Source organism: Microbispora cellulosiformans, from assembly GCF_008728085.1.
GTDB lineage: Bacteria > Actinomycetota > Actinomycetes > Streptosporangiales > Streptosporangiaceae > Microbispora > Microbispora amethystogenes.
Genome location: NZ_VYTZ01000017.1, coordinates 149,907 through 170,394, shown reverse-complemented (window position 1 = coordinate 170,394; position 20,488 = coordinate 149,907). Strand labels below are relative to the sequence as shown.

The following is a 20,488-nucleotide window of genomic DNA, read 5'->3' as shown; positions in this document are numbered from 1 at the left end:
CAAGCACTGATCACTGACGCCCCCGCTGGGTATGGAGAATAGTGGTTATACCTACCACTTCGGGTAGATCTTGTTTGGCGGCGGTACCCTGTGGGCGATGAGCACTGACCTCGACGCCGCGGTGGAGACCGCCTCCCCGCCCCGGCGCTCCTTCCCCCTGCTCGGGCTGATCGCCGTACTGCTCGCGGCGGCGGTGCTCGTGCTGTTCTTCACCAGGTCGGGAACGCCCTCGGACTCCTCCCCCGAGGCGGGGTTCGCGCGGGACATGGGGGTCCATCACGCCCAGGCGGTCGAGATGTCCTTCGTCCTCCGCGACAAGACCTCCGACCAGGCGCTGCGCGGCCTGGCGTACGACATCATCACGACGCAGAGCACGCAGCGTGGAATTTTCATGGGCTGGCTGCAGCAGTGGGGGCTGGACCAGAGCGCGAGCCGCCCCCCGATGGCCTGGATGTCCGGGCACGGTCACGGCGGCGGGGCCGCCACCGCGACGGCACCCGGTGGGACCATGCCCGGCATGGCCACCCCCGCCGAGATGGACAAGTTGAAGGCGGCCACCGGCAGGGACGCCGAGATCCTCTTCCTCCAGCTCATGATCCGGCATCACCAGGGCGGGGTGGAGATGGCCGAGGGCCTGCTCCGGCTGTCGTCCCGGGACGAGGTGCGGGCCTTCGCCCAGCACATCGTGGACAGCCAGAACGCCGAGATCCGTACGATGAAGGAGTTCCTGGCCGCCCGCGGCGCCCAGCCCCTGCCCGCGCCGTGATCCTCTCCAGCCGGCCCGCCGTCGGCTGCGGGTGACGGCGGGCCGGGCCGTCAGCCCCTCCCGGCGTGGATCGCGGTGAAGGCCAGCAGGGGGCCGGCGGTCCTCGCCGGGTCCTCGAGCATGGGCGAGTGGCCGAGGCCGGGCAGCAACTCGACCTTCGCGCCCGGAACCGTCCGGTAGTCGGCGGCGGACGAGGATCGCCATCTGCGGTCGTCCTCGCCGAAGATCACCAAAAGTGGCTTGCCGAGGGCCGCCAGCCGCTCCGGGAGCGCCTGTTCCTCCAGGTAGGCGCGGGTGCCCACCATCGTCGCGGTGAACGTGTGGTGGGTCATCATGCGCACCTCGTCCAGAAGCTCCTGTGGGATCTGATAGCCCGCACGGCTGAAACCGGTGCTTGCGAACCGGCGGATCCGCTCGTCGGCAGGCGGCCACTGCGACGGTGTGATCGCGGCGGACTCGGCTGCGATGAAGGCGGCCATGCCGGGTCCGGTGTTGATGAGCGCGAGCGCGATCACCAGGTCGGGTCGTTGCTCGGCGAGAGCGGTGGCGACCGCGCCGCCGCTGGAATGACCGACCACGATCGCGCGCTCGACGCCGAGCCGGTCCAGAGCCACGCCGGCCCGGCGTCCCTGGTCCGGGGTCGCGTAGCTCGGGCCGGCCGGTTTGGCCGACCGCCCGTGCCCGAGCAGGTCGATCCGGATGACGCGATGCGATTTGGTCAGCAGCGGAACCAGGGGGTCCCACGAGCGGGCCGAGGAGGCGGAGCCGTGGATCAGCAGGAGTGCCGGGGCGTCGCGGGGGCCGTCCTGGCACACGTGGATGTCGCCGTCGTCCAGGGACAGCGTCGAACTTTCGGTGGTCTCGGCCTCCGCATGCCGATCACCCTCGGAAACAGTCATGCGCCCACTGTCGCCGCCGGTGCGCGTGGGCGTCTTGGACGAATGTTCCCTCCGGTCGTCCCCTCGGTCGTTCCGCGCGGCGCTCGCATAGCCTGGCGGCCGTGTCGACTTTCGTGCACGGCGAGGCGGTGTGGGACGTCACCTCCCCGCGGGGGCCCGGCCGGGTGGCCGGTGTCACCATGGCCGGGTTCCGCGTCGGTGACCTGGACGCGCTCCGGATGGTCCCGCACCCGGCCGTGACGCTGCTGCTGGAGTTCGGCGCCGGTTCGCCCGTCGTGGACTACGCCGCCGGGCGGCGGCAGCGCGGAAGCCTCGTCGCGGGGCCCGGGCTCGGGTCCGGAGGCGCGGCCTGGGCACGGGGCGAGAACGTCGAGTGCGTGCAGGTACGCCTGTCCCCCGTCATCGCACGCGCGATTCTGGGCGTCTCCCCCGCCGACCTCGACGGCGCCGTGGTGGCCCTCGACGACCTGTGGGGCCGGGAGGCGTCGCGGATCCGTGAGCGGCTGGCCGGCGTCTCCTCCTGGGAGGATCGCTTCGCGTTGACCGGCGCGCTGCTCGCCCGCCGCCATGAGGCGGGGCCGCCGGTGGACCCGGAGGTGGCCTGGGCCTGGCGCCGGATCGCCGGAGGTCGCGGCCTGGTCCGGGTCGACCGGCTGGCCGCCGAGCTCGGATGGAGCCGCAAGCGCCTGTGGTCCCGATTCCACTCGCAGATCGGCCTGCCGCCCAAGCGCGCCGCGAAGCTGGTCCGCTTCGATCACGCCGCCCACCGCCTGGTCGCGGGCGGCAGCGCGGCCCGGGTCGCGGTGGAGGCCGGCTACGCCGACCAGTCCCATCTGCATCGAGACGTCATGGAGTTCATCGGGGTGACCCCTGCGAACGTGGCGGGCGAGCCGTTTCTGGCGGTCGACGACATCGCATGGCCCAGCCGGGAGGCTCCCGCCAGACCGGATCTCCCGTCCGCCGGCAGTGCGGGGCCCTGATCCCGGGGAGACGCACTCCCTAGGCGCGCAGTTCCTCGGCGAGCGCGGCGGCGAAGGCGTCCACGTCGGCCTCGGTGGTGTCGAAGGCGCACATCCACCGCACCTCGATCAGCCCGCCGCCGATCTGCTCGTCCCAGTTGTAGAACCGGAACCGCTTGCGCAGCCGGTCGGCCACGTCCGCGGGCAGGATCGCGAAGACCCCGTTGGCCTCGACCGGACGCGGCACGGTCACGCCGGGCAGGTCCCGCACGGCCGCGGCGAGCCGCCGGGCCATCGCGTTGGCCCGCCGCGCGTTGCGCAGCCACAGATCGCCCGCGAGCAGCGCCTCGAACTGCACCGACACGAAGCGCATCTTGGAGGCGAGCTGCATGCTCGTCTTCCGCAGGTACGGCAGGCCCCGGGCCGCCGAGGGGTTGAGCACGACGACGGCCTCGCCCAGCATCAGCCCGATCTTGGTGCCGCCGAACGACAGCACGTCGACGCCGGCGTCCGTGGTCAGGGCGCGCAGCGGCACGTCCAGGGCGGCCGCGGCGTTGGTGAGCCGTGAGCCGTCGAGGTGGACGACCAGGCCGAGCTCGTGGGCGTGGTCGCACAGCGCCCTGATCTCGGCGGGCGTGTAGACGGTGCCCACCTCGGTCGCGTTGGAGATCGTGACGGCCCGGGGCTGTGACCGGTGCACGTCGCCGAAGCCCCACGCCTGCCGGTCGAGGAGATCGGGCGTCAGCTTGCCGTCCGGGGTGGGCACGGTCAGCAGCTTGAACCCGCCGACGACCTCCGGGGCGCCGCCCTCGTCGCTGTTGACGTGGGCGGTCTCCGGGCAGATCACCGCCTCCCAGTGCGCGCACATCGACCGCAGCGACACCACGTTGGCCGCCGTGCCGTTGAAGACCGGGAACGCCTCGGCCTGCTCGCCGAAGTGGCGGCGGAAGACCCCCTGCAGCGCCTCGGTGTAGACGTCGTCGCCGTAGGAGACCTGGTGCCCCTCGTTGGCGAGGGCGATCGCCTCCAGGATCTCCGGGTGCACTCCCGCGTAGTTGTCGCTCGCGAAGGTGCGCCTCGCCGGGTCGTGCCGCCGCACGGCATCGGTTGTCACGAAATCTCTCCCCACAACAGCTCAGCGAAAGCAGAACAACGCCGACCCGGATCAGGCAGCACGGATCAGGCGGCCGGATCGGGCGTGAGGTCGACGCGCCAGCCGTTGACCTCCGCCGCGTCCTGGTCCCACAGGCCCGCGACCGCCGCCGCCAGGTCCTTCACGTCGGTGAAGGTACGGTACGGCTTCTCCGGGTTCGCCGCCCTCATCTCGTCGTGCACCAGCGCGGTGACGACGAGGATCACGGCCGCGGCGGAGGTGCCGGTGAACGCGTCGGCGAGCGACAGCGTCCACGCCTCGGCGGCGGCCTTGGCGGCGGCGTAGGCCGCGCCGCCCTTCGTGGGCTTCCCCGCGGCCCGCGCCGACACGATCACGAAGCGGCCGTCCCCGCTCGCCCGCAGCAGGGGCTCGAACTCCAGCGAGACGTTCTGCAGGGTCCTGATCAGGAGGTCGTGCAGCAGGTCCCAGTCGTCGAGCGAGGTCTCGGCGAAGGTCTTCGACCCGCGCCAGCCGCCGACCAGGTGGACGACGCCGTCCACCCGGCCGTGCTCGGCCCGCACCCGCTCGGCCAGGCCGCGTACGGCCTCCCGGTCGAGCAGGTCGACGGCCAGGGCTCCGTCGGCCCCGGTCTTGTCCACGGCGACGACGGTGTCGCCCCGGGCGGTGAGCCGCCCGACGACGGCGCGCCCGGCCGGGCCGCCCGCCCCGGTGACCACGATCACCCTGCTCATCGCGCCTGCCTCCCGATCTCGCCCACGCCGTCCCCGCTCACGCCCGGATGCCCCGGGTCGACTCCACCACGTCGGTGAGCTTACGGCGCAGCGCCTCGTAGAACATGCTCAGGGGGAACTCGTCGGGCAGCACGGCGTCGACCGCGGCCTTCTGCTCGGCGGGCAGCGCCTCGGCGCCCCGCTGCCACACCGAGGCCGGGTCGGGCTCGACGTACGCGGCGACGAGCCGGTGCGCGGCCAGCCAGTGGGCGCGCTTGGACCGGTCGATGCCGTCCCGGTAGAGCTTCTCCACCTCGGCGCGCAGGTCGGCGACGCCGTCCGCGACCCGCGACCAGTCGATCGAGAGCCGGTTGTCGGTCCACCGGACGACGCCCTGCCGGTGCAGGTAGGCGAACAGCAGCTGGCCGCCGAGCCCGTCGTAGTTGCGCACCCGCTCCCCGGTGATCGGGAACCGGAACAACCGGTCGAACAGGATGGCGTACTGCACGTACCGCGCGTGCGGCACGCCCGCGGCCTCCAGCTTCACGGCCTCGCCGTACGCCGTGAGGTCGCACCGCAGCTCCTCCAGGCTGTAGAGCCAGTACGGCATGCGCTGCTTGATCATGAACGGGTCGAACGGCAGGTCGCCGTGGCTGTGTGTGCGGTCGTGGACGAGGTCCCAGAGCACGAACGTGTCCTGGGCGAGGTCCTGGGAGGCCAGCAGCCGGGCGGCGTCCGGCGGCAGTTCCAGCTTGAGCGTGGCGGCGGCCGCCTCGCTGACCCGGCGGAACCGGGCCGCCTCGCGGTCGCAGAAGATGCCGCCCCAGGTGAAGCGCGGCGGCGTCTGCCGCACGGCGACGGTCTCGGGGAACAGCACGGCCGAGTTGGTGTCGTAGCCGGAGGTGAAGCCCTCGAACGCGATCGGCACGAACATCGGGTTGTCGTAGCCGTTCCGCTCCAGCGCGGCCAGCCACTCCGGCCAGACGACCCGGATCCAGACCGCCTCGACGTTCCGGTTGGGGTTGCCGTTCTGGGTGTACATCGGGAAGACGACCAGGTGCTCCAGGCCGTCGGTCCGCTGGGTGTCGGGGTGGAAGGCGTTCAGCGAGTCGAGGAAGTCGGGCACGCCCAGCCCCGCCGCCACCCACGCCCGGAAGTCCTTCATGACGGCGTCGAGATACTCGCCGTCGTGCGGGAAGTGCGGCGCGAGCCGCGCGACGCCGTCGACGATCTCGCTGATGCACGCCACGGCCTCGTCGTGGTCGCCGGTGACCGAGCCGTCCTTGGCCTGCAGCGGGCGCAGCCGCTCGACGGCGGCCGCGAGCTCGGCGAACCCGGCCGCGACCTCCTCGTGCCGCGCACCGCGCGCCGCCGCGCCGGACGCCTCCGGCACCCGGGCGGCCCAGGTCACGAGGTTGCCCCACAGCTTCTCGTGGTCGTAGTCGCGGATCGAGTCGTCGCCGAACAGGTCGGAGTCGGCCAGCACGACCACCCGGCCCCTGCCGTGCCGTACGGCGACGGCGAGCGGGGCTCCGGCGGGGTCGGCGGACGCGGAGGCGGCGAACAGCACGCTCCCCCCGGCGGGGACGCCGAGCGTCCCGGCGCGGTAGAAGCAGGCCCGGCGTACCTCGGCGAGCAGGTCCTGGGCGACGCCGCCGGGCTCGCTCACAGCCTGCGCGGAGGGCACGCCGAGGACCCAGGTGGCCACGGTGTTGTGGCAGTTGCCGGGGTCCTGCACGGTCGCGTGCTCGACTGTGACCCCGAAGCGGGCGAGCAGGGCGGCGAGGTTGCTGCCGTACTTGTCCTGCTCGTGCTCGGCCAGCACGATCAGCCCGCCGCCGCCCGCGACGTACGCCTCGACGGCGTCGATCTCCCCGTCGGTGAAGACCGGGCTGCCGGCGCCGGTCGTGCGCTCCCAGCGGGCGTCGGAGGGGTGCGCCAGCACGAAGACGTCGCACCCGTCCAGTACGGCCGGGGTGACGGGACCCTCGGTGTGCGCGCGGACCGTGTGGCCGAGCCGCCGCAGCGTCCCGGCGGCCTCCGCGTAGCTGTTGTCGTCGGGGTGGGCGGGATTGATGGCCTCGGCGACCTCCCGCCGGATGGTCCAGGCCTCGCTGTGCGCCTCGTCGAACAGGACCGACGGGAATGCCTTCATGTAAAATCTCCCGTTGTGTGAGCCGTCTTCCGGAAAATATACACATACCTACCCTGGTGGCGATAAGTAGCCCCAGCGGATGAGGAGGCATCATCCGGACGGCGGACGAGTCCCCCGCGTTCCGTCACCTACCGTCCCCGGCTGTAGGAAGACGGACCCGAAGGGGAATGATCGATGTTCAAACTGTCCGACTCGGTGGCCTTCCGGCGAAGCGTCACCGGAGTGCTGCTGTTCGTCGCGCCGCTGCTGCAGTTCGTCGCGCTCCTGGTCGACCCCGGCACGTGGGGCGACGACCGCGAGATGGTCAGCTACGGCGACAACCCGGCCCTGGCCCAGCTGGAGTCGGCGCTCTACCACTGGAGCTGGATGCTCGTCCCGATCGCGGCATTCGGCCTGCTGCACCTCGTGCGCAGGAAGTCCGTCGTCCTCGGGCACGTCGCGGGCGGCATGACGATCATCGGGTACATGAGCGTCTCGGCGCTGCTCCTCATGGACCCCGTGGAGTGGTGGTTCGGGCAGCACTACCCGGTCGCGCAGGGCCAGAAGATGTTCGACCAGGTGTTCGACCTTCCCGGCGTCATCTTCGGCTTCACGCTGCCGTGGATCTACTTCGGCATGGTCGGGCTGCCGCTGCTCCTGCTGGCCGTCTCGCGCACCGGGTTCGTCCACTGGTGGGTGCCGGCCGTGGTCGCCGTGGGCTACCTCGGCGCGGTGGCGGTGCCCTACGGCCCGCTGATGATCCCGTTCTGGGTCGCCCCGGTCATCGCGATGGGCTACCTCGGCCTCAAGGTGCTCAAGATGACGAACGCCCAGTGGCGGTCGTACTACCCGAGCGCCGACCCCGGCGTCACCACGCCCGACTCGTACGCGAACACGACCGCCTGAGCGCGGTCGCGCAGGTTCAGCTTCATGAGCACGCGGGCGACATGGGTCTTGACCGTGGCCTCGCCGACGAAGAGCTCCTTGGCGATCTCGGCGTTGGTGAGGCCCCGGGCGAGCATCCGCAGCACCTCCAGCTCACGCGGGGTGAGCTCGGCGAGCTGCGGGGGCCGCACCGGCTCGTGCCGGCCCGCGAACGAGGCGATCACCCGCGTCGTGACGGCGGGGTCGAGCAGGCCGTCTCCCCCTGCGACGACCCGGATCGCCTCCACGAGCTGCTCGGGCGGCGACACCTTCAGCAGGAAGCCGCTGGTGCCCGCCCGCAGCGCGGCGTACAGGTTCTCGTCGGTGTCGAAGGTGGTCAGCATGATGACCTTGGGCGGATGGGGCCCGTCGAGCACCCGCCTGGCCGCGGCGAGCCCGTCCATGCGCGGCATGGAGATGTCCATCAGCACGATGTCCGGCCGCACCCGGCTCGCCAGGGCGACGGCCTCGGCGCCGTCGGCGGCCTCGCCCACGATCTCCATGCCGGGCTCGCTCTCGACCACCATGCGCAGCCCCGCCCGGATCATGGCCTGGTCGTCCGCGAGGACGATGCGGATCGTCAACTCGCCGCCTCGCTCATCGGCGCCGCCTGCGCGATCGGCAGCGTCGCGTGGACGCGGAAGCCGCCCTCCGGCCGTGGCCCCGCCTCCAGGCGGCCGCCGAACAGCTCGGCCCGCTCCCGCATGCCGATGAGCCCGTTGCCCGTGGACAGCGCCGTCGCGGCCCGCCCGCCGTTGTCGGCGATCTCCAGGTCCAGCCGGTCGGGGCGGTAGGCGACGACGATGCGGGCGTCGGCCTCCCCGGCGTACTTGACCGCGTTGGTGAGCGCCTCCTGGACGATGCGGTACGCCGACAGGTCGAGACCGGGCGCGAGCCGTACGGGGTCGCCCTCGGTCTCCAGCGTGACGCGCAGGCCGGAGGACGCGACGGTCGCGATGAGGTTGGGCACCATGTCGAGCCCCGGCTGGGGCAGCGCCTCGTCCTGCGGCATCCGCAGCGCGCCGAGCATGATCCGCAGCTCCTCCACCGCGTCGCGGCCCGCCTGCTCGATGCCGGAGAGGATCGCCGCCTCGGGGCCGGGGCCGTCCTCCCGCGCCACGGCCATCCTGCGCCGCAGCGCCCCGGCCTGCATGACCATCATGCTCACGCTGTGGGCCACCACGTCGTGCAGCTCCCGTGCGATGCGGTTGCGTTCTGCGGCGACGGCCTCGGCGGCCCGGCGCTCCCGTTCCATCTCCAGCCGCGCCGCCCGGTCGGCCATCCGGTGCGCGCGCAGGAGATAGCCGCGCAGGGCCAGGCCCGTGGCGTACGCCGAGCCGAACATCACGGTGAGGAAGATGACCTCCTCGAACGGCAGGAACCGATGGTCGACGGCCCCCGAGTCGAAGATCAGGATGCCCGCCAGCCCCCAGGGGCCGCCGTGCCGCACCGGCAGATGCGCGCCGATCGTGTGGAAGACGATGAGCAGCGCGGCGAGCTGCCAGACGGGACACTGCTCGTAGCCCTGCCGGTGCCACATGTACTGCGCGAGGATCATCAGGATGAAGACCGTCACCGGCGACCTTCGGCGGTACCAGACCAGCACGCCGGTGACCACCGCCTGCCCCACCCACCACAGCTCGGGGGTCTCGGCCGCGCCGTAGCTCTCGGCGACCGTGAACGCCTCAAGGGTGCCCAGCGCCATGATGGCCAGGCCGATCAACAGGTCGACACGGGGGACCGAGCGGAGGGGGGAAACGCGCATGACGCGCAGCGTAACTCTTATCCGGCATAACGCGCATCAGTCGAATCTGCCCCGCAATCGCCCTGCAAGCGGTTGTCAAGTGACTGCCTGATCATTGGCCTGTATCAAGTGGATGTCGGTCACGATGCTCACCTTGTCGAGCACCGTCCGCACTGAGACGCTTTAAACCGATCCGAGAAGGCCGAGGAGACGCAGAATGCCCCGCCTGCACTCTCTTGTCGCGGGGCTGGGCGCGACCGCCGTGCTCGCGGCGCCCATGCTCCATCCACACCCGAGCGGTTCCACCGACCGCGTCACCCCGGGTGCCGTACGCGTCGAGTCGTCCTCCACCGTGTCCGTCACACTGCTGGACGACCGCGGTGTGATCAAGCAGATCGCCCGGAAGTACGACGTGGACCTCGACGGAGGCAGCGGCTTCACCGTCACCCCCGACGGGGTGATCGTGACCGCCACCCAGGTCGTGCAGTCCGCCCAGGACCCCCGGGTGTACGCCGCCAACCGGGTGTTCGCCGAATACTTCAAGGTGAAGGTGCCGGCGGACTTCAAGCGGCACACGCTCGACGACGCCGACCTCGACCGGCGGCTCCAGGGGTGCTACCCCCCGCAGAAGAGCGACTCGACCTGCATCGCGACGGTCACCACCAACGTCACCGTCTACCCCTACCTCGACCCGCCGACCGGAGGGCTGCCCGCGCAGATCCTGACGACCGGGACCTCCCCGGCGGCCCCGGCCGTGCTCAAGGTCACCAAGGGCGGCGAGAAGCAGTCTCTGCCCACGGCGCCGCTGGGCACCGCGATCGCCGGCACCATCGCGTCGCTCGACGTGATGACGCTGACCGGCAGGCCGTCGGCGAAGCTGCCGCCCAAGCTCGACACCGCGCACCTCGACCCGCCGGGCAGCCGGACCTTCAAGGACGACGAGCGCGAGAAGCTCGCCGGGCTCCTCGCCGAGGGCGCGCCCGGCGCGGCCCTCATCGACGACGGCAGGAGCGAGGTCGTGGGGCTGCTCGCCGGAGGCGGCGACGTCCCCCTGACCATCACGCCCGCCGACGAGATCCGCACCGCGCTCGTCGGCGTCGGGATCACTCCCCGCCGCGGCCCGGTCGACGTGGTCTTCGAGAACGCTCTCGCCTCCTACCACAACAAGCTCTACTCGAACGCGGCGCCGGTGCTGGAGCAGGTGCTCAAGCTCCGGCCCGACCACGCCGTCGCGGCCGACCACCTGCGGGTCGCGAAGGCCAAGGCGGGCACGGCGGAGGACTCGGGCGCCAAGCCGTCGGCCCGGCCCGTGCCGGCCGAGCAGCGCAAGTCGACGGTGTCGCCGCTGGTCTGGGCCGCGGGCGGCGTCGTGGTGCTGGTCCTGCTCGTCGCGGGCGTCGTGCTGCTGCGCCGCAGGAACGCCGCGGGCCGCGCCGTTCCCGAGGCCCAGGACCTCGCCCACGCCAACGGCGCCCACCTTGACGCCCATCACGACGCCTATCCCGTCAGCCATCCCGGCGCGCACCAGCACGGCGACAGGCCGGCGGGCGGGACCGGGGACGCCGGGCCCTCGTGGCCGCCGTACGCGGTCACCCGGGTCTTCGGAGCCGAGGCCGCCCGGTCCCCCGAGGTCATGCAGCCGCCGCCCACGAGCGGACCGGCCGCACATGCGCCGGTGGACCCGTCCCCGGCCGGCGGGCACTCCCACCCTCCGGACCCGTCGCATCCGCAGGGGCGGTCGTACCCGCCGGACCTCTCGCCGCCACGGGGGCAGGCACAGCTGAAGTTCTGCACGCAGTGCGGCATGCGACTGGGCCAGGGACACCGTTTCTGCGGCTTCTGCGGGAACCCGGTCGATCAGTGATCCGAAGAACCTTCAGGGGGGAATCCGAATGACGGAGGGGCCGGTGATGCCTCCGCTCATCGGGCGGCGACTCGGCGACTACACGATCGAGGCGATCGTCGGTCGCGGGGGGATGGCCACGGTCTACCGGGCGCGCGACCAGCGGCTCGGGCGGGCCGTGGCGCTGAAGGTGCTCGCGCCGCAGCTCGCCCAGGACGACCGCTTCCGCGACCGGTTCGTACGGGAGTCGCGGCTGGTCGCGAGCATCGACCACCCCAACATCATCCCCGTGTACGAGGCCGGCGAGCGCGACGAGTTGCTGTTCATCGCGATGCGGTACGTCGAGGGCAGCGACATGCGCAAGCTGGTGCAGTCGGAGGGGCCGCTGCCGGTCGGGCGGGCCAATCCGCTGTTCGCGCAGATCGCCTCCGCGCTGGACGCCGCGCACGCCAACGGCCTGGTGCACCGGGACGTGAAGCCGGCCAACATCCTGGTCACCCGGTCCGAACACGTCTACCTCACCGACTTCGGGCTGACCAAGAGCTCGTCGGCCGAGGCCGGGCTGACCAGCCACGGCCACTTCATGGGCACCCCGCGCTACGTCGCCCCCGAGCAGATCCGCGGCCTGCCGGTCGACGGGCGCAGCGACCTGTACGCCTTCGCCTGCGTCGTCTACGAGGCGCTCGCCGGGCAGCCGCCGTTCCAGCGGGACACCGAGCTCGCTCTGCTCTACGCCCACGTCTCGCACGACCCGCCGCCGCTCACGCCGTACCGGCCGGACCTGCCGCACGGGGTCAACGCCGTGCTGACGCGGGCGCTCGCCAAGGCGCCCGAGGACCGGTACGAGACCTGCCTGGCGTTCGTGTCCGCCCTGCGCGACGCGATCAGCGGCGGGGCGGACGGCCCGGCCGAAGCGGGCTCCTCCCACCCACCGGTCTCCTATCCCGGCGGCTCCCATCCCGCCCAGTCCTATCCGGCCCAAGCGCAATCTCATCCGGCGCAGTCCCATCAGGCGGGGTCCTATCCCCCGGCGTCGTCCTCCGTCCCGCCGTCGTCGGTGCCGCCGTCCTCGGTGCCGCCGGTCTCCCGGCCCTCGGCCGGGCAGCCGGGCTCGTATCCCGGCGCCCAGCCCGGCTCGTATCCCGGCTCGTATCCGGGCACGCACCCCGGCTCGTACTCCGGCGGCCCCGCCGGATCGCACCCCGGCTCTCACCCCGGTTCGCATCAGGGGTCGTATCCTCCGGGCTCGCACTCCGCGGGCTCTCACCCCGGTTCGCATCAGGGCTCGTATCCGCCGGGGTCGTCCCACACCCAGGCCACGGTCGCGGCGGGGGCGGCGCCGGCGGCCCGGCGCAAACTCCCGCTCGGACCATTGATCGGCGGCCTGGCGGTCCTGACGGCCATCGCCGTCGCCGCCACGCTGCTGCTCACCCGGGGCGGGGACACCGCCGCGACGTGGAACACCTATCCGGGCAGCACCGCCGCGCCGTTCACCATGGCCTACCCCTCGACCTGGGGCGAGGCCAGGACCAACGCCGACCAGTGGATGATCGCCTCCCCCGCCCGCGACGAGTTCGACGCGCTGTTCGCGGTGCCGGGCAACACCGACTGGTCGAAGGTGGACCCGATCATCAGTGGCCAGCCGGATCGCGCCAGAGGGGTGTTCGCCCAGGTCAGCAATACCCTGAGCACCTCCGACTCGCCGATGGAGCTCCAGGACAGCCTGCAGACGGCCTTCCCCGGCACGGTCGCCTACACCGGCGTCCCGTCCCCCACGACGGTGGGGGCCAAGCCGGCGTTCCTCGTCGAGGGCGTGCTGAGCGACCCTCAGCAGGGCGGCCGTCTCGACTTCTACGCCTACCTCGTGCGGCAGGGCGACACCGGCACCACGGTCCTGATCACGTTCTTCTGCCCGTCCGGGAAGTGCGACCGCGGCCTGATCGACCACATGGTGAACACCGTGACCTTCAAATGACGACGACCATCAGGTGACGGCGACCATCAGGTGACGGCGGCCTTCACGCCGTAGCGCGGTCCCCCCAGTCACGCGCGCCGTCGAGGACGGCCCGGTGGACCGCCCGGGCGATCCGCGCGCCCCAGACGGAGCGCGGCCCGCCGAACGGCTCCGCCGGGCCCTCCCGCCGTACGGCCACGCAGACGGCGTCCGACGCGGTGCCGGTGCAGGGGAAGCCCGCCTCCAGCAGCGCCTGGGTCTTGGCCTCCGTCACCGTCATGACGGCGTTGACCAGCGCCGCGTCGGAGAACGCCACGGGCACCGCCACCAGGATGTTGACCGTCCCCGGGCGCGGCGCGCACGCCCCCGCGCCGCCCGCGCCGAGGGCCTCCCGCGCGGCCTCCGGCCCGCGCTCCGGAGCATCCCGGCCTGCCGCCGCCTCCCGTGCGGGGCCCTGATCTGGCTCCGGGACCATGGGCAGGCCGGGGTCGGGCACGCCCTCGGGCGACGCCGCCCAGGTGGGCACGCCCAGGCCGACCGTGGCGACGGCCTCCGCTCCCCCGTCGGCGGCCACGCGGAACCGCTCGACCAGCGCCGCCGTCATCATGCCGACGCCGGGGCCCTCCGGGCCGAGCGAGGCCATGTGCTCCACCGGGTCCATCCGCGCGTAGCCACTCGCGACCTGCGCGTTCAGCACCCACTCCCGGGGGCCGATCCCGCCGCCCAGCATCGCTGAGGAGATCATCCGCCAGCCCGGCCCGAACCGCCACACCAGCGTGCCGAGGCGCGCGCCGTCCTCGGCCCGGTGCGTCAGCGACGGCCGCGGCAGGCCGGTCATCCCTCCTCCACCGCGGAGATCGGAGAAGGCAGCGGTGGGCGCACCAGGTGGACGAGCGGCCGCCCGTCGGCGCCGGGCTCCACCCGGACGCGGGCGCCGAAGTGCTCGGTCAGCAGCGGCTCGGCCAGCACCCGCCCGGGCGGGCCCGCCGCGACCGCGCGGCCCTCCGCGAGCAGCACCAACGCGTCGGCGTACTGCCCCGCGAGGCTGAGGTCGTGCAGAGTCGTCACAACGGTCAGGCGGTCGGCCAGGCGCAGCCGGTCGACGAGTTCCAGCACCTGCTGCTGGTGTCCCAGGTCGAGGGCGGTGGTCGGCTCGTCCAGCAGCAGCACCGGCGCCTGCTGCACCAGCGCACGGGCGAGCACCACCCGCTGCCGCTCACCGCCCGACAGGTGCCCGAGCGGCCGGGCCGCGAAGCCGTCCAGGTCGAGCCGGTCCAGCACCGACCGCGTCACCTCGCGGTCCCGGGCGCTCTCGCTGCCGAGATAGGAGATGTACGGCGTGCGGCCGAGCAACGCGTAGTCGTACACGGTCATGTCGGGCGGCAGCGCCGGGGTCTGCGGGGCGTAGGCGACCAGCCGGGCCCGCCGGCGCGGGCGCAGGCCCTCCACGGCCGCGCCGTTCACCAGCACCTCGCCCTGCCGCGGGATCAACCCGGCGACCGCCCGCAGGAGCGTCGACTTGCCCGCGCCGTTGGGGCCGATGACCGCCAGCCACTGCCCCGGCGCGGCCGACAGGGTGACGTCCGCGAGCACCTGCCGCCCGCCCAGCGTGACGCCCAGCCCGCGCGTCTCCACCGCCGGAGCGCCGGGGCGGGCGGTGTCTCCGCTCACGTCTCCACCCGCCGGGTCATCCGCAGGACGGCGACGAAGAAGGGCGCCCCGACGAACGCGGTGACCACCCCGATGGGCAGTTCGGCCGGGGCGAGCACCGTACGCGCGACGGTGTCGGCCAGCACGAGGAACGCCGCCCCGCCGAGGAACGACAGCGGCAGCACGACGCGGTAGGACCACCCGGCGAGCCGCCGTACGACATGCGGCACCACGATCCCGACGAAGGCGATCAGCCCGCTGACGGCCACCGCGGACGCGGTGGCGAGCGAGGCGGCCAGCAGCACGGCGAACCGCACGCGCGTGGCGTGCAGGCCGAGGCTGACCGCCTCCTCGTCGCCGACCGACAGCACGTCGAGCAGCCGCCCGTGCAGCAGCATGACCACCGTCGACACCACGGCGTACGGCGCGATCATGCGGAGCTGCTCCCAGCCGCCGCCGACGTCGCCGAGGATCCAGGAGTAGATGCGCTGTAGCTCGTCGACCTTGAGCTGCTGCACGAAGGTCTGGATGGCGGTGAGGAACGAGGTGACGGCGACCCCGGCGAGCACGAGCGTCGCGGTGCCCCCGGCCCGGCCCGCCGTGCGGCCCAGCGCGTACGCGAGGGCGACCCCGCCGACGGCCCCCGCGAAGGCGGCGACCGGCACGGCCGCCACCCCCGCGTCGCCGCCCAGGAACACCACGACGAGCGTCACCGTGAGACCGGCCCCGGCCGCCGCGCCGAGCAGATACGGATCGGCCAGCGGGTTGCGGAAGACACCCTGGTAGCCCGCCCCCGCCAGGGCGAGCAGGCCGCCCACGACGGCGGCCAGCAGCACCCGGGGCACCCGGAGCTGGAAGACGATCCCCTCCTCGTTCGGCTGGAGGCCGGAGTGCAGGGACACCAGCGGCAGCCGGTCGAGCAGGGCCAGCGCGATGGCGCGGGGCGAGATGACCGCCGCGCCGACCGCCAGCCCGGCGATCAGGCTCACCAGCAGCACGACGGACACGACAAGGAGCGCCCGGCGCGGACGCGTCGCCACCGGCTCAGCCCGCCGCCTTCTGGACGGCGTCACTGACGGCCTGGGCGAGGTCGGCGACGCGCGGCCCCCAGCGGGAGGCGACGTCGTCGTCGAGCTCCACCACGCGGCCCTGCTTCACGGCGGCCAGGCCGGACCAGCCCGGCCGCTTGGCCAGCGCGGCGGCGTTCTGACCACAGCACTTGGTGTCGCCGAGGAAGATCAGGTCGGGGTCGGCCTTGGCCACGAACTCCGCCGACAGCTTGGGGTAGCCGCCCGCCGCGTCCGGGGCCTCGTCGGCGATGTTCTTCAGCCCGAACAGGGCGTAGACCTGCCCGATGAACGTGCTCGACGTGGCGGCGTACGGCGTGGTGTCCAGCTCGTGGTAGTAGGTCAGGCTCTTGCCCTTGGGCGCCGCCGCGGCGAGCGCGTCGATCTTCTGCTTGACGCCGCCGGCCACCTCCTCGGCCTTGTCCACGTTGCCGGTGGCCGCGCCGAGGTCCCTGATCTGGTCGTAGGTGTCCTCCAGCTTGGTCGCGGCGGGCTCCAGCAGCACCGGCACGCCCACCTTCCCCAGGCCGGCGACCACGCCCTTCAGGTCGTTGGCGAGCACGACGAGGTCGGGCTTGGCGGCGGCGATCGCCTCGAGATTGGGCTTGAAGCCCGACAGCGACGTCTTCGGCGCCTCGGGCGGATAGGTCGACTGGTCGTCCACCGCGCTCACCTGGCCGCCCGCGCCGATCGCGAACAGGATCTCGGTCGCCGTCGGGGACAGCGACACGATGTGCTCGGGCCGCTTGTCGATGGTCACCGCGCCGTTGCCCGCCTGGATGGTGACGGGGAAGGCGGCGGTGTTCGAGCCGGCGGTGTTCGAGGGGGCGGCGTTCGAGGGGGCAGACGGTGGCGGGGACGCGGACGTGGCGGTGCCGCCGCTCTGGCCGCAGCCGGCCAGTCCGAGCACACCCAGCACCACACCCGCGACGGCCGTACGCAGGGGCCTCACGAGGGTCCTCCAAGGGGGGAAGCCGGGAAATCGAGAGACCCGCGGGATATGACGGATCACCCTTTTCCACGAGGGTTGATGGCGTCGGCGCACAACGCAGGCGACCTGGCTCGTCCCCGGGGAGGGGAACCACAGTTGCGGGACAGCGCCGGGTTCACACCGGACTTCGCTGCGCTGCGCGCGTCGGACGCAACGGTACCAACTCCCCCGCCGCGCCCTCATCCTCCCCCTGTCGCCGAGGCCCGGCCGCCGCCCGTAAGCCGGAGTGGTAGGGCAGGCCCCACCCCGGAGGCGGGGGCTCACCCAAGATCGGGAGTAGTGGCTCCGTCGCTGCGCCGGACGGCGCCCGGGCGGGAGCCTGGAGCGGCCGGGAAACCCCGGCGGAAGCTCCCGCACTGTGTCTCTCCCGGGCTCCCACCCCGAGCCCTCCAGCTCCCGCACTGTCACTCTCCCGGGCTCCCACCCCGAGCCCTCCGGCTCTCCCCCGGGCTCTCCCCGGGCTCTTCTCCCCCGGCCGGCGCCGGATCGGATGGTCGCGACCGCCCACCGCTCCGGCCGGGCCCGTGACCGACAACCGACGACCGAAGGCGGCGCCCCCGTGTCCCTGACCATGTTTCCGCCCGCCCCCGTGCGGGCCCCCGCCGCTCCCGGGCCCAGGGACCGCTTCATCGACGTCCTGCGCGTCTTCGGGATGGTCCTCGTGGTCGCCCAGCACTGGGCGATGCCGGTCCTCTCGTACGCCGGAGGACGGCTGACCACGGGAAACGCCCTGGCGGCGGCGCCGTTCATCACCTGGATCTCCCAGGTGATGCCGCTGGTCTTCTTCGCCGGGGGCGCGGCCAACGCGATCAGCTACCGGTCCGCGGCACGCCGCGCCGTACCGGCGGACGCGGGCGAGAGCGGCCGGGCCGCCCGGGGTTGGACGGCGCGGCGGTCGAGCGCGGAGAGGCGGACGGCGCGGGAGTGGACGGCGCGGCGGGTGCGCCGCCTGGCCTGGCCGGTGGCGCCGCTCGCGGCCGTCTGGCTGCCGCTCCCCCACCTCCTGACCGCGCTCGGCGTGCCCCCGCAGCCGGTCGAGGTGGCCGCGCGGACCGTCGGCCAGTTGCTGTGGTTCCTCGCCGTGTACCTGCTCGCGGTGGTGGCCACACCCCGCCTGCTGCGCGTACGGGCCGGGGTCGCGCTGCCGGTGCTGGCGGGCGGCGCGGTGCTGACCGACCTGGTCCGCTTCTCGGGGCTGGAGGCCGCCGGCTATCTCAACGTCGCGTTCGTGTGGCTGACCGTCCACCAGGTCGGGTTCCGCTACGCCGACGGCGGCCTGGAGTGGCTGCGGGGACGCCGCGCGGCGGCGCTCGCGGGCGCGGGGTTCGCGATGGTGGCGGCCCTCGTGGCGGCCGGGCCGTACCCCGCCAGCATGATCGGGATGCCCGGCGCGGTCTCGAACATGGCCCCGCCGAGCGCGTGCCTGCTCGCGCTCTTCGCCGGTCAGCTCGGCCTGGCGATGCTGCTGCGCCCCGCTTTGAACGCGATGGCCCGCCGGCCCCGCGCCGAGGCGGTGCTCACCGCGCTCGCGCCGCGCATGATGACCGTCTACCTGTGGCACATGACCGCGCTCGTCACCGTCGCCGGGGTCGCGACCATCGGGTTCGGGCTGGACACCCCGCTCCCCGGCTCGGCGGCCTGGTGGAGCGGCGTCCCGCTGTGGATGGCCGCCCTCGCTCCGGTCCTGCTCGGGCTCACCGCCCTGTTCGGCCGGTGGGAGGAGCCGGCGGGAGCCGCGGCCGGCCGGCACGTGGCGGTCGCCGTACCGCTCGTCGGCGGCGCGCTGCTCACCCTCACGGTGACCGGCTTCGCACCGGGGCCGGCGCCGGTGATCGCGTCCGTCGCACTGCTCGGGGGCCTGTTCCTGGTCAGCCGGCCCGCGGTCGCCGCTCCGCCGCGTGGATGACCTCCCGCGGACGCGGGCCGTCGCGAGGCGCGGCGCCGCCCGGGCCGGCCCCCATCAGGTGGACCGGCCCGACGCCGTCGTGGTGGTTCAGGGGGTCAGCGTGCCGACCTGGCGCGGAGCCCGAGCAGGACGTCGATCACCAGGAACGCGGCCAGGGAGATGCCCATCAGGGGCAGGTAGTAGCCGATCACGGCGGTGAGCAGGGCCAGCGGCACCAGGACTCCCCAGTGCAGGCCCCGCCAGCCGCCCCGGGGGTAGGGCCGGCCGAAGCCGCGGGTCGGGCGGCGCCGCCACCACATCCGGTAGCCCAGCACGATCAGCGTGATGACCCCGGCGGCGATCGCGGCCAGAACGATCTGGTTGGCCAGGCCGAAGAGCAGACCCATGTGGGCGTCGATGCCCCATTCGGTGAGCTTGGCGGCCAGCGGATAGTCGGCGAACCGCAGCTCGCCCACGACCCGCCCGGTCGCCGGGTCGAACGCGATCTGGTCCAGGCGTGTGGGGGCGGTCTTGTGGATCTCCTTGACCACGTACGCGTCTCCGGGCCCGGCCGGCAGGACGACCTCCAGCGGGCCGGACAGCCGCCACGCGGCCGCCGCCCGCGCGACCTGGTCGATGCCCACGTCAGGGGTGCCGCCGGCCTGACCGCCGCCCGCGGAGTGCCCGGCGTGTCCCGAGTGCCCGGCGTGCGCACCGAGGTCGGCGTTGATCGCCGGAGTCTCCCAGCCGAACGTCGTGCGCAGCGCGGCGATGTTGTCCCCGGCGTACTTCGACCAGGTCAGGCCGGTGACGGACAGGAACAGCACGCCCAGCAGCGCCCACAGGCCCACCGAGCCGTGCCAGGACAGCGTGCGCCGCGACCCGCTCGCGGCGCGGTCCGGGCTGAACAGGCCGCGCAGGCGGCGGCCGTCCCGGCGGCGCCGGGTCAGCCACAGCGTGAGCCCGCCGAGGGCGACCACCCACAGCCAGCTCGCGGCCAGCTCGCTGTAGATCCGGCCGGGCTCGCCGAGGTGCAGGCGGCGGTGCAGGTCGGAGATCCAGGCGCGCACGGGCAGCGCCCCGGAGCCGCCGTAGCTCTCCAGGGCGCCGCGCACCTGACCCGTCCCGGGATCGACGAAGACCGCCATCCGGGTGCTCTCCGGCAGGTCCGGCACGTCGAACAGCACGCGCGTGGTCAGGCCGGGCTCGGCCGCGGGCCGCACCGCGGCGACCTTCCCCTCGGGCAGCGCCCGGCCGGCCGCGGCGACCTGCTCGCTCAGGGGGACGGCGGTCCGGCTCACCGGCGCGGTCAGCTCGTGCCGGTAGACGACGTTCTCGATCTGGAAGGAGGCGGCGTACAGCAGGCCCGTGGCCGCCGCGACGAGCAGGAACGGGGCGATCAGGATTCCGGCGTAGAAGTGCAGGCGGACCACGAGGGGGCGCAGCGCCGCCCAGTTCGCGCGTCTGCGGCGGGGAGGCCGCGGGGGGTCGGCGACGGGATGGACGTCGGTGGTCGAGGTCATGGGGGGGTTTCTCCGTTCGGCCGTGAGCGCGCGCCCGCGGGCACGCCTCACCAGGGCATGGGGGGAGTGTCCGGCGGCGGCCGCCCCTCACGAAGAGGCCCAGGTGGACGCGTCGTACGGCGGCGAAGGCCGGAGCGGAGCCCCGGACGGCGGCTCCGGCCCTGCGCGCATCCCGGAAGGAATGCCGCAAGGGGGCCGGCGAGGCGAGGCGGTCACCTGGGACACGCGCGGCGGGGCGTGCGTGCCGGACACGAGCCGCGACCGCGCGGTGCGCGGTTCAGGGCGGCTGGGAACGGGCGTACGGCATGTCGGCGGCCGCCGCCCC

Annotated in this window: 17 protein-coding genes and 1 riboswitch; of the genes, 6 read left to right on the top strand and 11 right to left on the bottom strand. The window is 73.4% G+C overall.

Annotated features, from left to right (window positions below; all coding sequences use genetic code 11):
• The first annotated feature begins 97 nt into the window (after window positions 1–97).
• Complete coding sequence (locus F5972_RS32615; protein ID WP_191910425.1) at window positions 98–766, top strand: DUF305 domain-containing protein; 669 nt, start codon at window positions 98–100, stop codon at window positions 764–766.
• A gap of 50 nt (window positions 767–816) precedes the next feature.
• On the opposite strand, the gene F5972_RS32610 is transcribed toward F5972_RS32615, so the two are convergent.
• Complete coding sequence (locus tag F5972_RS32610) at window positions 817–1,665, bottom strand: alpha/beta fold hydrolase (protein WP_150939248.1); 849 nt, start codon at window positions 1,663–1,665, stop codon at window positions 817–819.
• Window positions 1,666–1,766: 101 nt separating this feature from the next.
• Here F5972_RS32610 and F5972_RS32605 point away from each other — a divergent pair, with 101 nt between their 5' ends.
• The gene (locus F5972_RS32605; RefSeq protein WP_150939246.1) at window positions 1,767–2,645 is read left to right on the top strand and encodes a helix-turn-helix domain-containing protein; all 879 of its coding nucleotides are present in this window, start codon (window positions 1,767–1,769) and stop codon (window positions 2,643–2,645) included.
• A 19-nt stretch (window positions 2,646–2,664) separates the two neighbouring features.
• On the opposite strand, the gene F5972_RS32600 is transcribed toward F5972_RS32605, so the two are convergent.
• The 3 genes from F5972_RS32600 to F5972_RS32590 form a co-directional block, all read right to left on the bottom strand.
• Entirely contained in the window at window positions 2,665–3,738 is a 1,074-nt protein-coding gene (locus tag F5972_RS32600; RefSeq protein WP_191910424.1) for a threonine aldolase family protein, read from the bottom strand.
• A 65-nt stretch (window positions 3,739–3,803) separates the two neighbouring features.
• Window positions 3,804–4,469, bottom strand: a complete 666-nt coding sequence (locus tag F5972_RS32595) for an SDR family NAD(P)-dependent oxidoreductase (RefSeq protein WP_150939242.1) — start codon at window positions 4,467–4,469, stop codon at window positions 3,804–3,806.
• A 37-nt stretch (window positions 4,470–4,506) separates the two neighbouring features.
• Entirely contained in the window at window positions 4,507–6,603 is a 2,097-nt protein-coding gene (locus tag F5972_RS32590) for a DUF6421 family protein (RefSeq protein ID WP_150939240.1), read from the bottom strand.
• Between the two features lie 174 nt (window positions 6,604–6,777).
• On the opposite strand from F5972_RS32590, the gene F5972_RS32585 reads away from it, so the two are divergent.
• Entirely contained in the window at window positions 6,778–7,488 is a 711-nt protein-coding gene (locus F5972_RS32585; protein ID WP_150939238.1) for a hypothetical protein, read from the top strand.
• On the opposite strand, the gene F5972_RS32580 is transcribed toward F5972_RS32585, so the two are convergent.
• Both F5972_RS32580 and F5972_RS32575 read right to left on the bottom strand, forming a co-directional pair.
• The gene (locus tag F5972_RS32580; protein ID WP_150939236.1) at window positions 7,428–8,090 is read right to left on the bottom strand and encodes a response regulator; all 663 of its coding nucleotides are present in this window, start codon (window positions 8,088–8,090) and stop codon (window positions 7,428–7,430) included. The two genes, F5972_RS32585 and F5972_RS32580, sit on opposite strands and share 61 nt — an antisense overlap.
• Window positions 8,087–9,271 carry a sensor histidine kinase gene (locus F5972_RS32575; protein WP_150939234.1) on the bottom strand — a complete coding sequence of 395 codons (1,185 nt, stop codon included), beginning with the start codon at window positions 9,269–9,271 and terminating at the stop codon, window positions 8,087–8,089. The genes F5972_RS32580 and F5972_RS32575 overlap by 4 nt, the downstream gene beginning before the upstream one ends.
• A gap of 196 nt (window positions 9,272–9,467) precedes the next feature.
• Here F5972_RS32575 and F5972_RS32570 point away from each other — a divergent pair, with 196 nt between their 5' ends.
• Together F5972_RS32570 and F5972_RS38530 are read left to right on the top strand one after the other, a co-directional pair.
• Complete coding sequence (locus F5972_RS32570) at window positions 9,468–11,114, top strand: zinc ribbon domain-containing protein (RefSeq protein ID WP_150939232.1); 1,647 nt, start codon at window positions 9,468–9,470, stop codon at window positions 11,112–11,114.
• Between the two features lie 46 nt (window positions 11,115–11,160).
• Window positions 11,161–13,068, top strand: a complete 1,908-nt coding sequence (locus tag F5972_RS38530) for a serine/threonine-protein kinase (protein WP_225312095.1) — start codon at window positions 11,161–11,163, stop codon at window positions 13,066–13,068.
• 43 nt (window positions 13,069–13,111) lie between these two features.
• On the opposite strand, the gene F5972_RS32560 is transcribed toward F5972_RS38530, so the two are convergent.
• Genes F5972_RS32560 through F5972_RS32545 form a run of 4 tightly spaced genes read right to left on the bottom strand, consistent with a single transcriptional unit; the run spans window position 13,112 to window position 16,716 of the window.
• The gene (locus tag F5972_RS32560) at window positions 13,112–13,885 is read right to left on the bottom strand and encodes an adenosylcobinamide amidohydrolase (RefSeq protein ID WP_150939230.1); all 774 of its coding nucleotides are present in this window, start codon (window positions 13,883–13,885) and stop codon (window positions 13,112–13,114) included.
• The gene (locus tag F5972_RS32555) at window positions 13,882–14,718 is read right to left on the bottom strand and encodes an ABC transporter ATP-binding protein (RefSeq protein ID WP_150939228.1); all 837 of its coding nucleotides are present in this window, start codon (window positions 14,716–14,718) and stop codon (window positions 13,882–13,884) included. Before F5972_RS32555 ends, F5972_RS32560 begins: the two co-directional genes overlap by 4 nt.
• Entirely contained in the window at window positions 14,715–15,737 is a 1,023-nt protein-coding gene (locus F5972_RS32550; RefSeq protein WP_150939226.1) for a FecCD family ABC transporter permease, read from the bottom strand. Before F5972_RS32550 ends, F5972_RS32555 begins: the two co-directional genes overlap by 4 nt.
• 4 nt (window positions 15,738–15,741) lie before the next feature.
• Window positions 15,742–16,716, bottom strand: a complete 975-nt coding sequence (locus F5972_RS32545) for an ABC transporter substrate-binding protein (RefSeq protein WP_150939224.1) — start codon at window positions 16,714–16,716, stop codon at window positions 15,742–15,744.
• Between the two features lie 51 nt (window positions 16,717–16,767).
• A riboswitch (adenosylcobalamin (AdoCbl) riboswitch) is annotated at window positions 16,768–16,911 on the bottom strand.
• Between the two features lie 403 nt (window positions 16,912–17,314).
• Here F5972_RS32545 and F5972_RS32540 point away from each other — a divergent pair.
• Window positions 17,315–18,661: an acyltransferase family protein gene (locus F5972_RS32540; RefSeq protein ID WP_225312094.1), complete on the top strand. Its 1,347-nt coding sequence runs from the start codon at window positions 17,315–17,317 to the stop codon at window positions 18,659–18,661.
• Window positions 18,662–18,756: 95 nt separating this feature from the next.
• Here the strand turns inward: F5972_RS32540 and F5972_RS32535 are convergent, their stop codons facing one another.
• On the bottom strand, window positions 18,757–20,163 hold the full coding sequence (locus F5972_RS32535; RefSeq protein ID WP_150939222.1) for a PepSY-associated TM helix domain-containing protein: 1,407 nt from the start codon (window positions 20,161–20,163) through the stop codon (window positions 18,757–18,759).
• Between the last annotated feature and the right edge of the window lie 325 nt (window positions 20,164–20,488).

What these genes read in the sequence shown, in the direction of transcription:
- F5972_RS32615 (WP_191910425.1), top strand. Translation starts at nt 98, where the DNA reads ATGAGCACTGACCTCGACGCCGCGGTGGAGACCGCCTCCCCGCCCCGG.
- F5972_RS32610 (WP_150939248.1), bottom strand. Translation starts at nt 1,665, where the DNA reads ATGACTGTTTCCGAGGGTGATCGGCATGCGGAGGCCGAGACCACCGAA.
- F5972_RS32595 (WP_150939242.1), bottom strand. Translation starts at nt 4,469, where the DNA reads ATGAGCAGGGTGATCGTGGTCACCGGGGCGGGCGGCCCGGCCGGGCGC.
- F5972_RS32590 (WP_150939240.1), bottom strand. Translation starts at nt 6,603, where the DNA reads ATGAAGGCATTCCCGTCGGTCCTGTTCGACGAGGCGCACAGCGAGGCC.
- F5972_RS32585 (WP_150939238.1), top strand. Translation starts at nt 6,778, where the DNA reads ATGTTCAAACTGTCCGACTCGGTGGCCTTCCGGCGAAGCGTCACCGGA.
- F5972_RS32575 (WP_150939234.1), bottom strand. Translation starts at nt 9,271, where the DNA reads ATGCGCGTTTCCCCCCTCCGCTCGGTCCCCCGTGTCGACCTGTTGATC.
- F5972_RS32570 (WP_150939232.1), top strand. Translation starts at nt 9,468, where the DNA reads ATGCCCCGCCTGCACTCTCTTGTCGCGGGGCTGGGCGCGACCGCCGTG.
- F5972_RS38530 (WP_225312095.1), top strand. Translation starts at nt 11,161, where the DNA reads ATGCCTCCGCTCATCGGGCGGCGACTCGGCGACTACACGATCGAGGCG.
- F5972_RS32560 (WP_150939230.1), bottom strand. Translation starts at nt 13,885, where the DNA reads ATGACCGGCCTGCCGCGGCCGTCGCTGACGCACCGGGCCGAGGACGGC.
- F5972_RS32535 (WP_150939222.1), bottom strand. Translation starts at nt 20,163, where the DNA reads ATGACCTCGACCACCGACGTCCATCCCGTCGCCGACCCCCCGCGGCCT.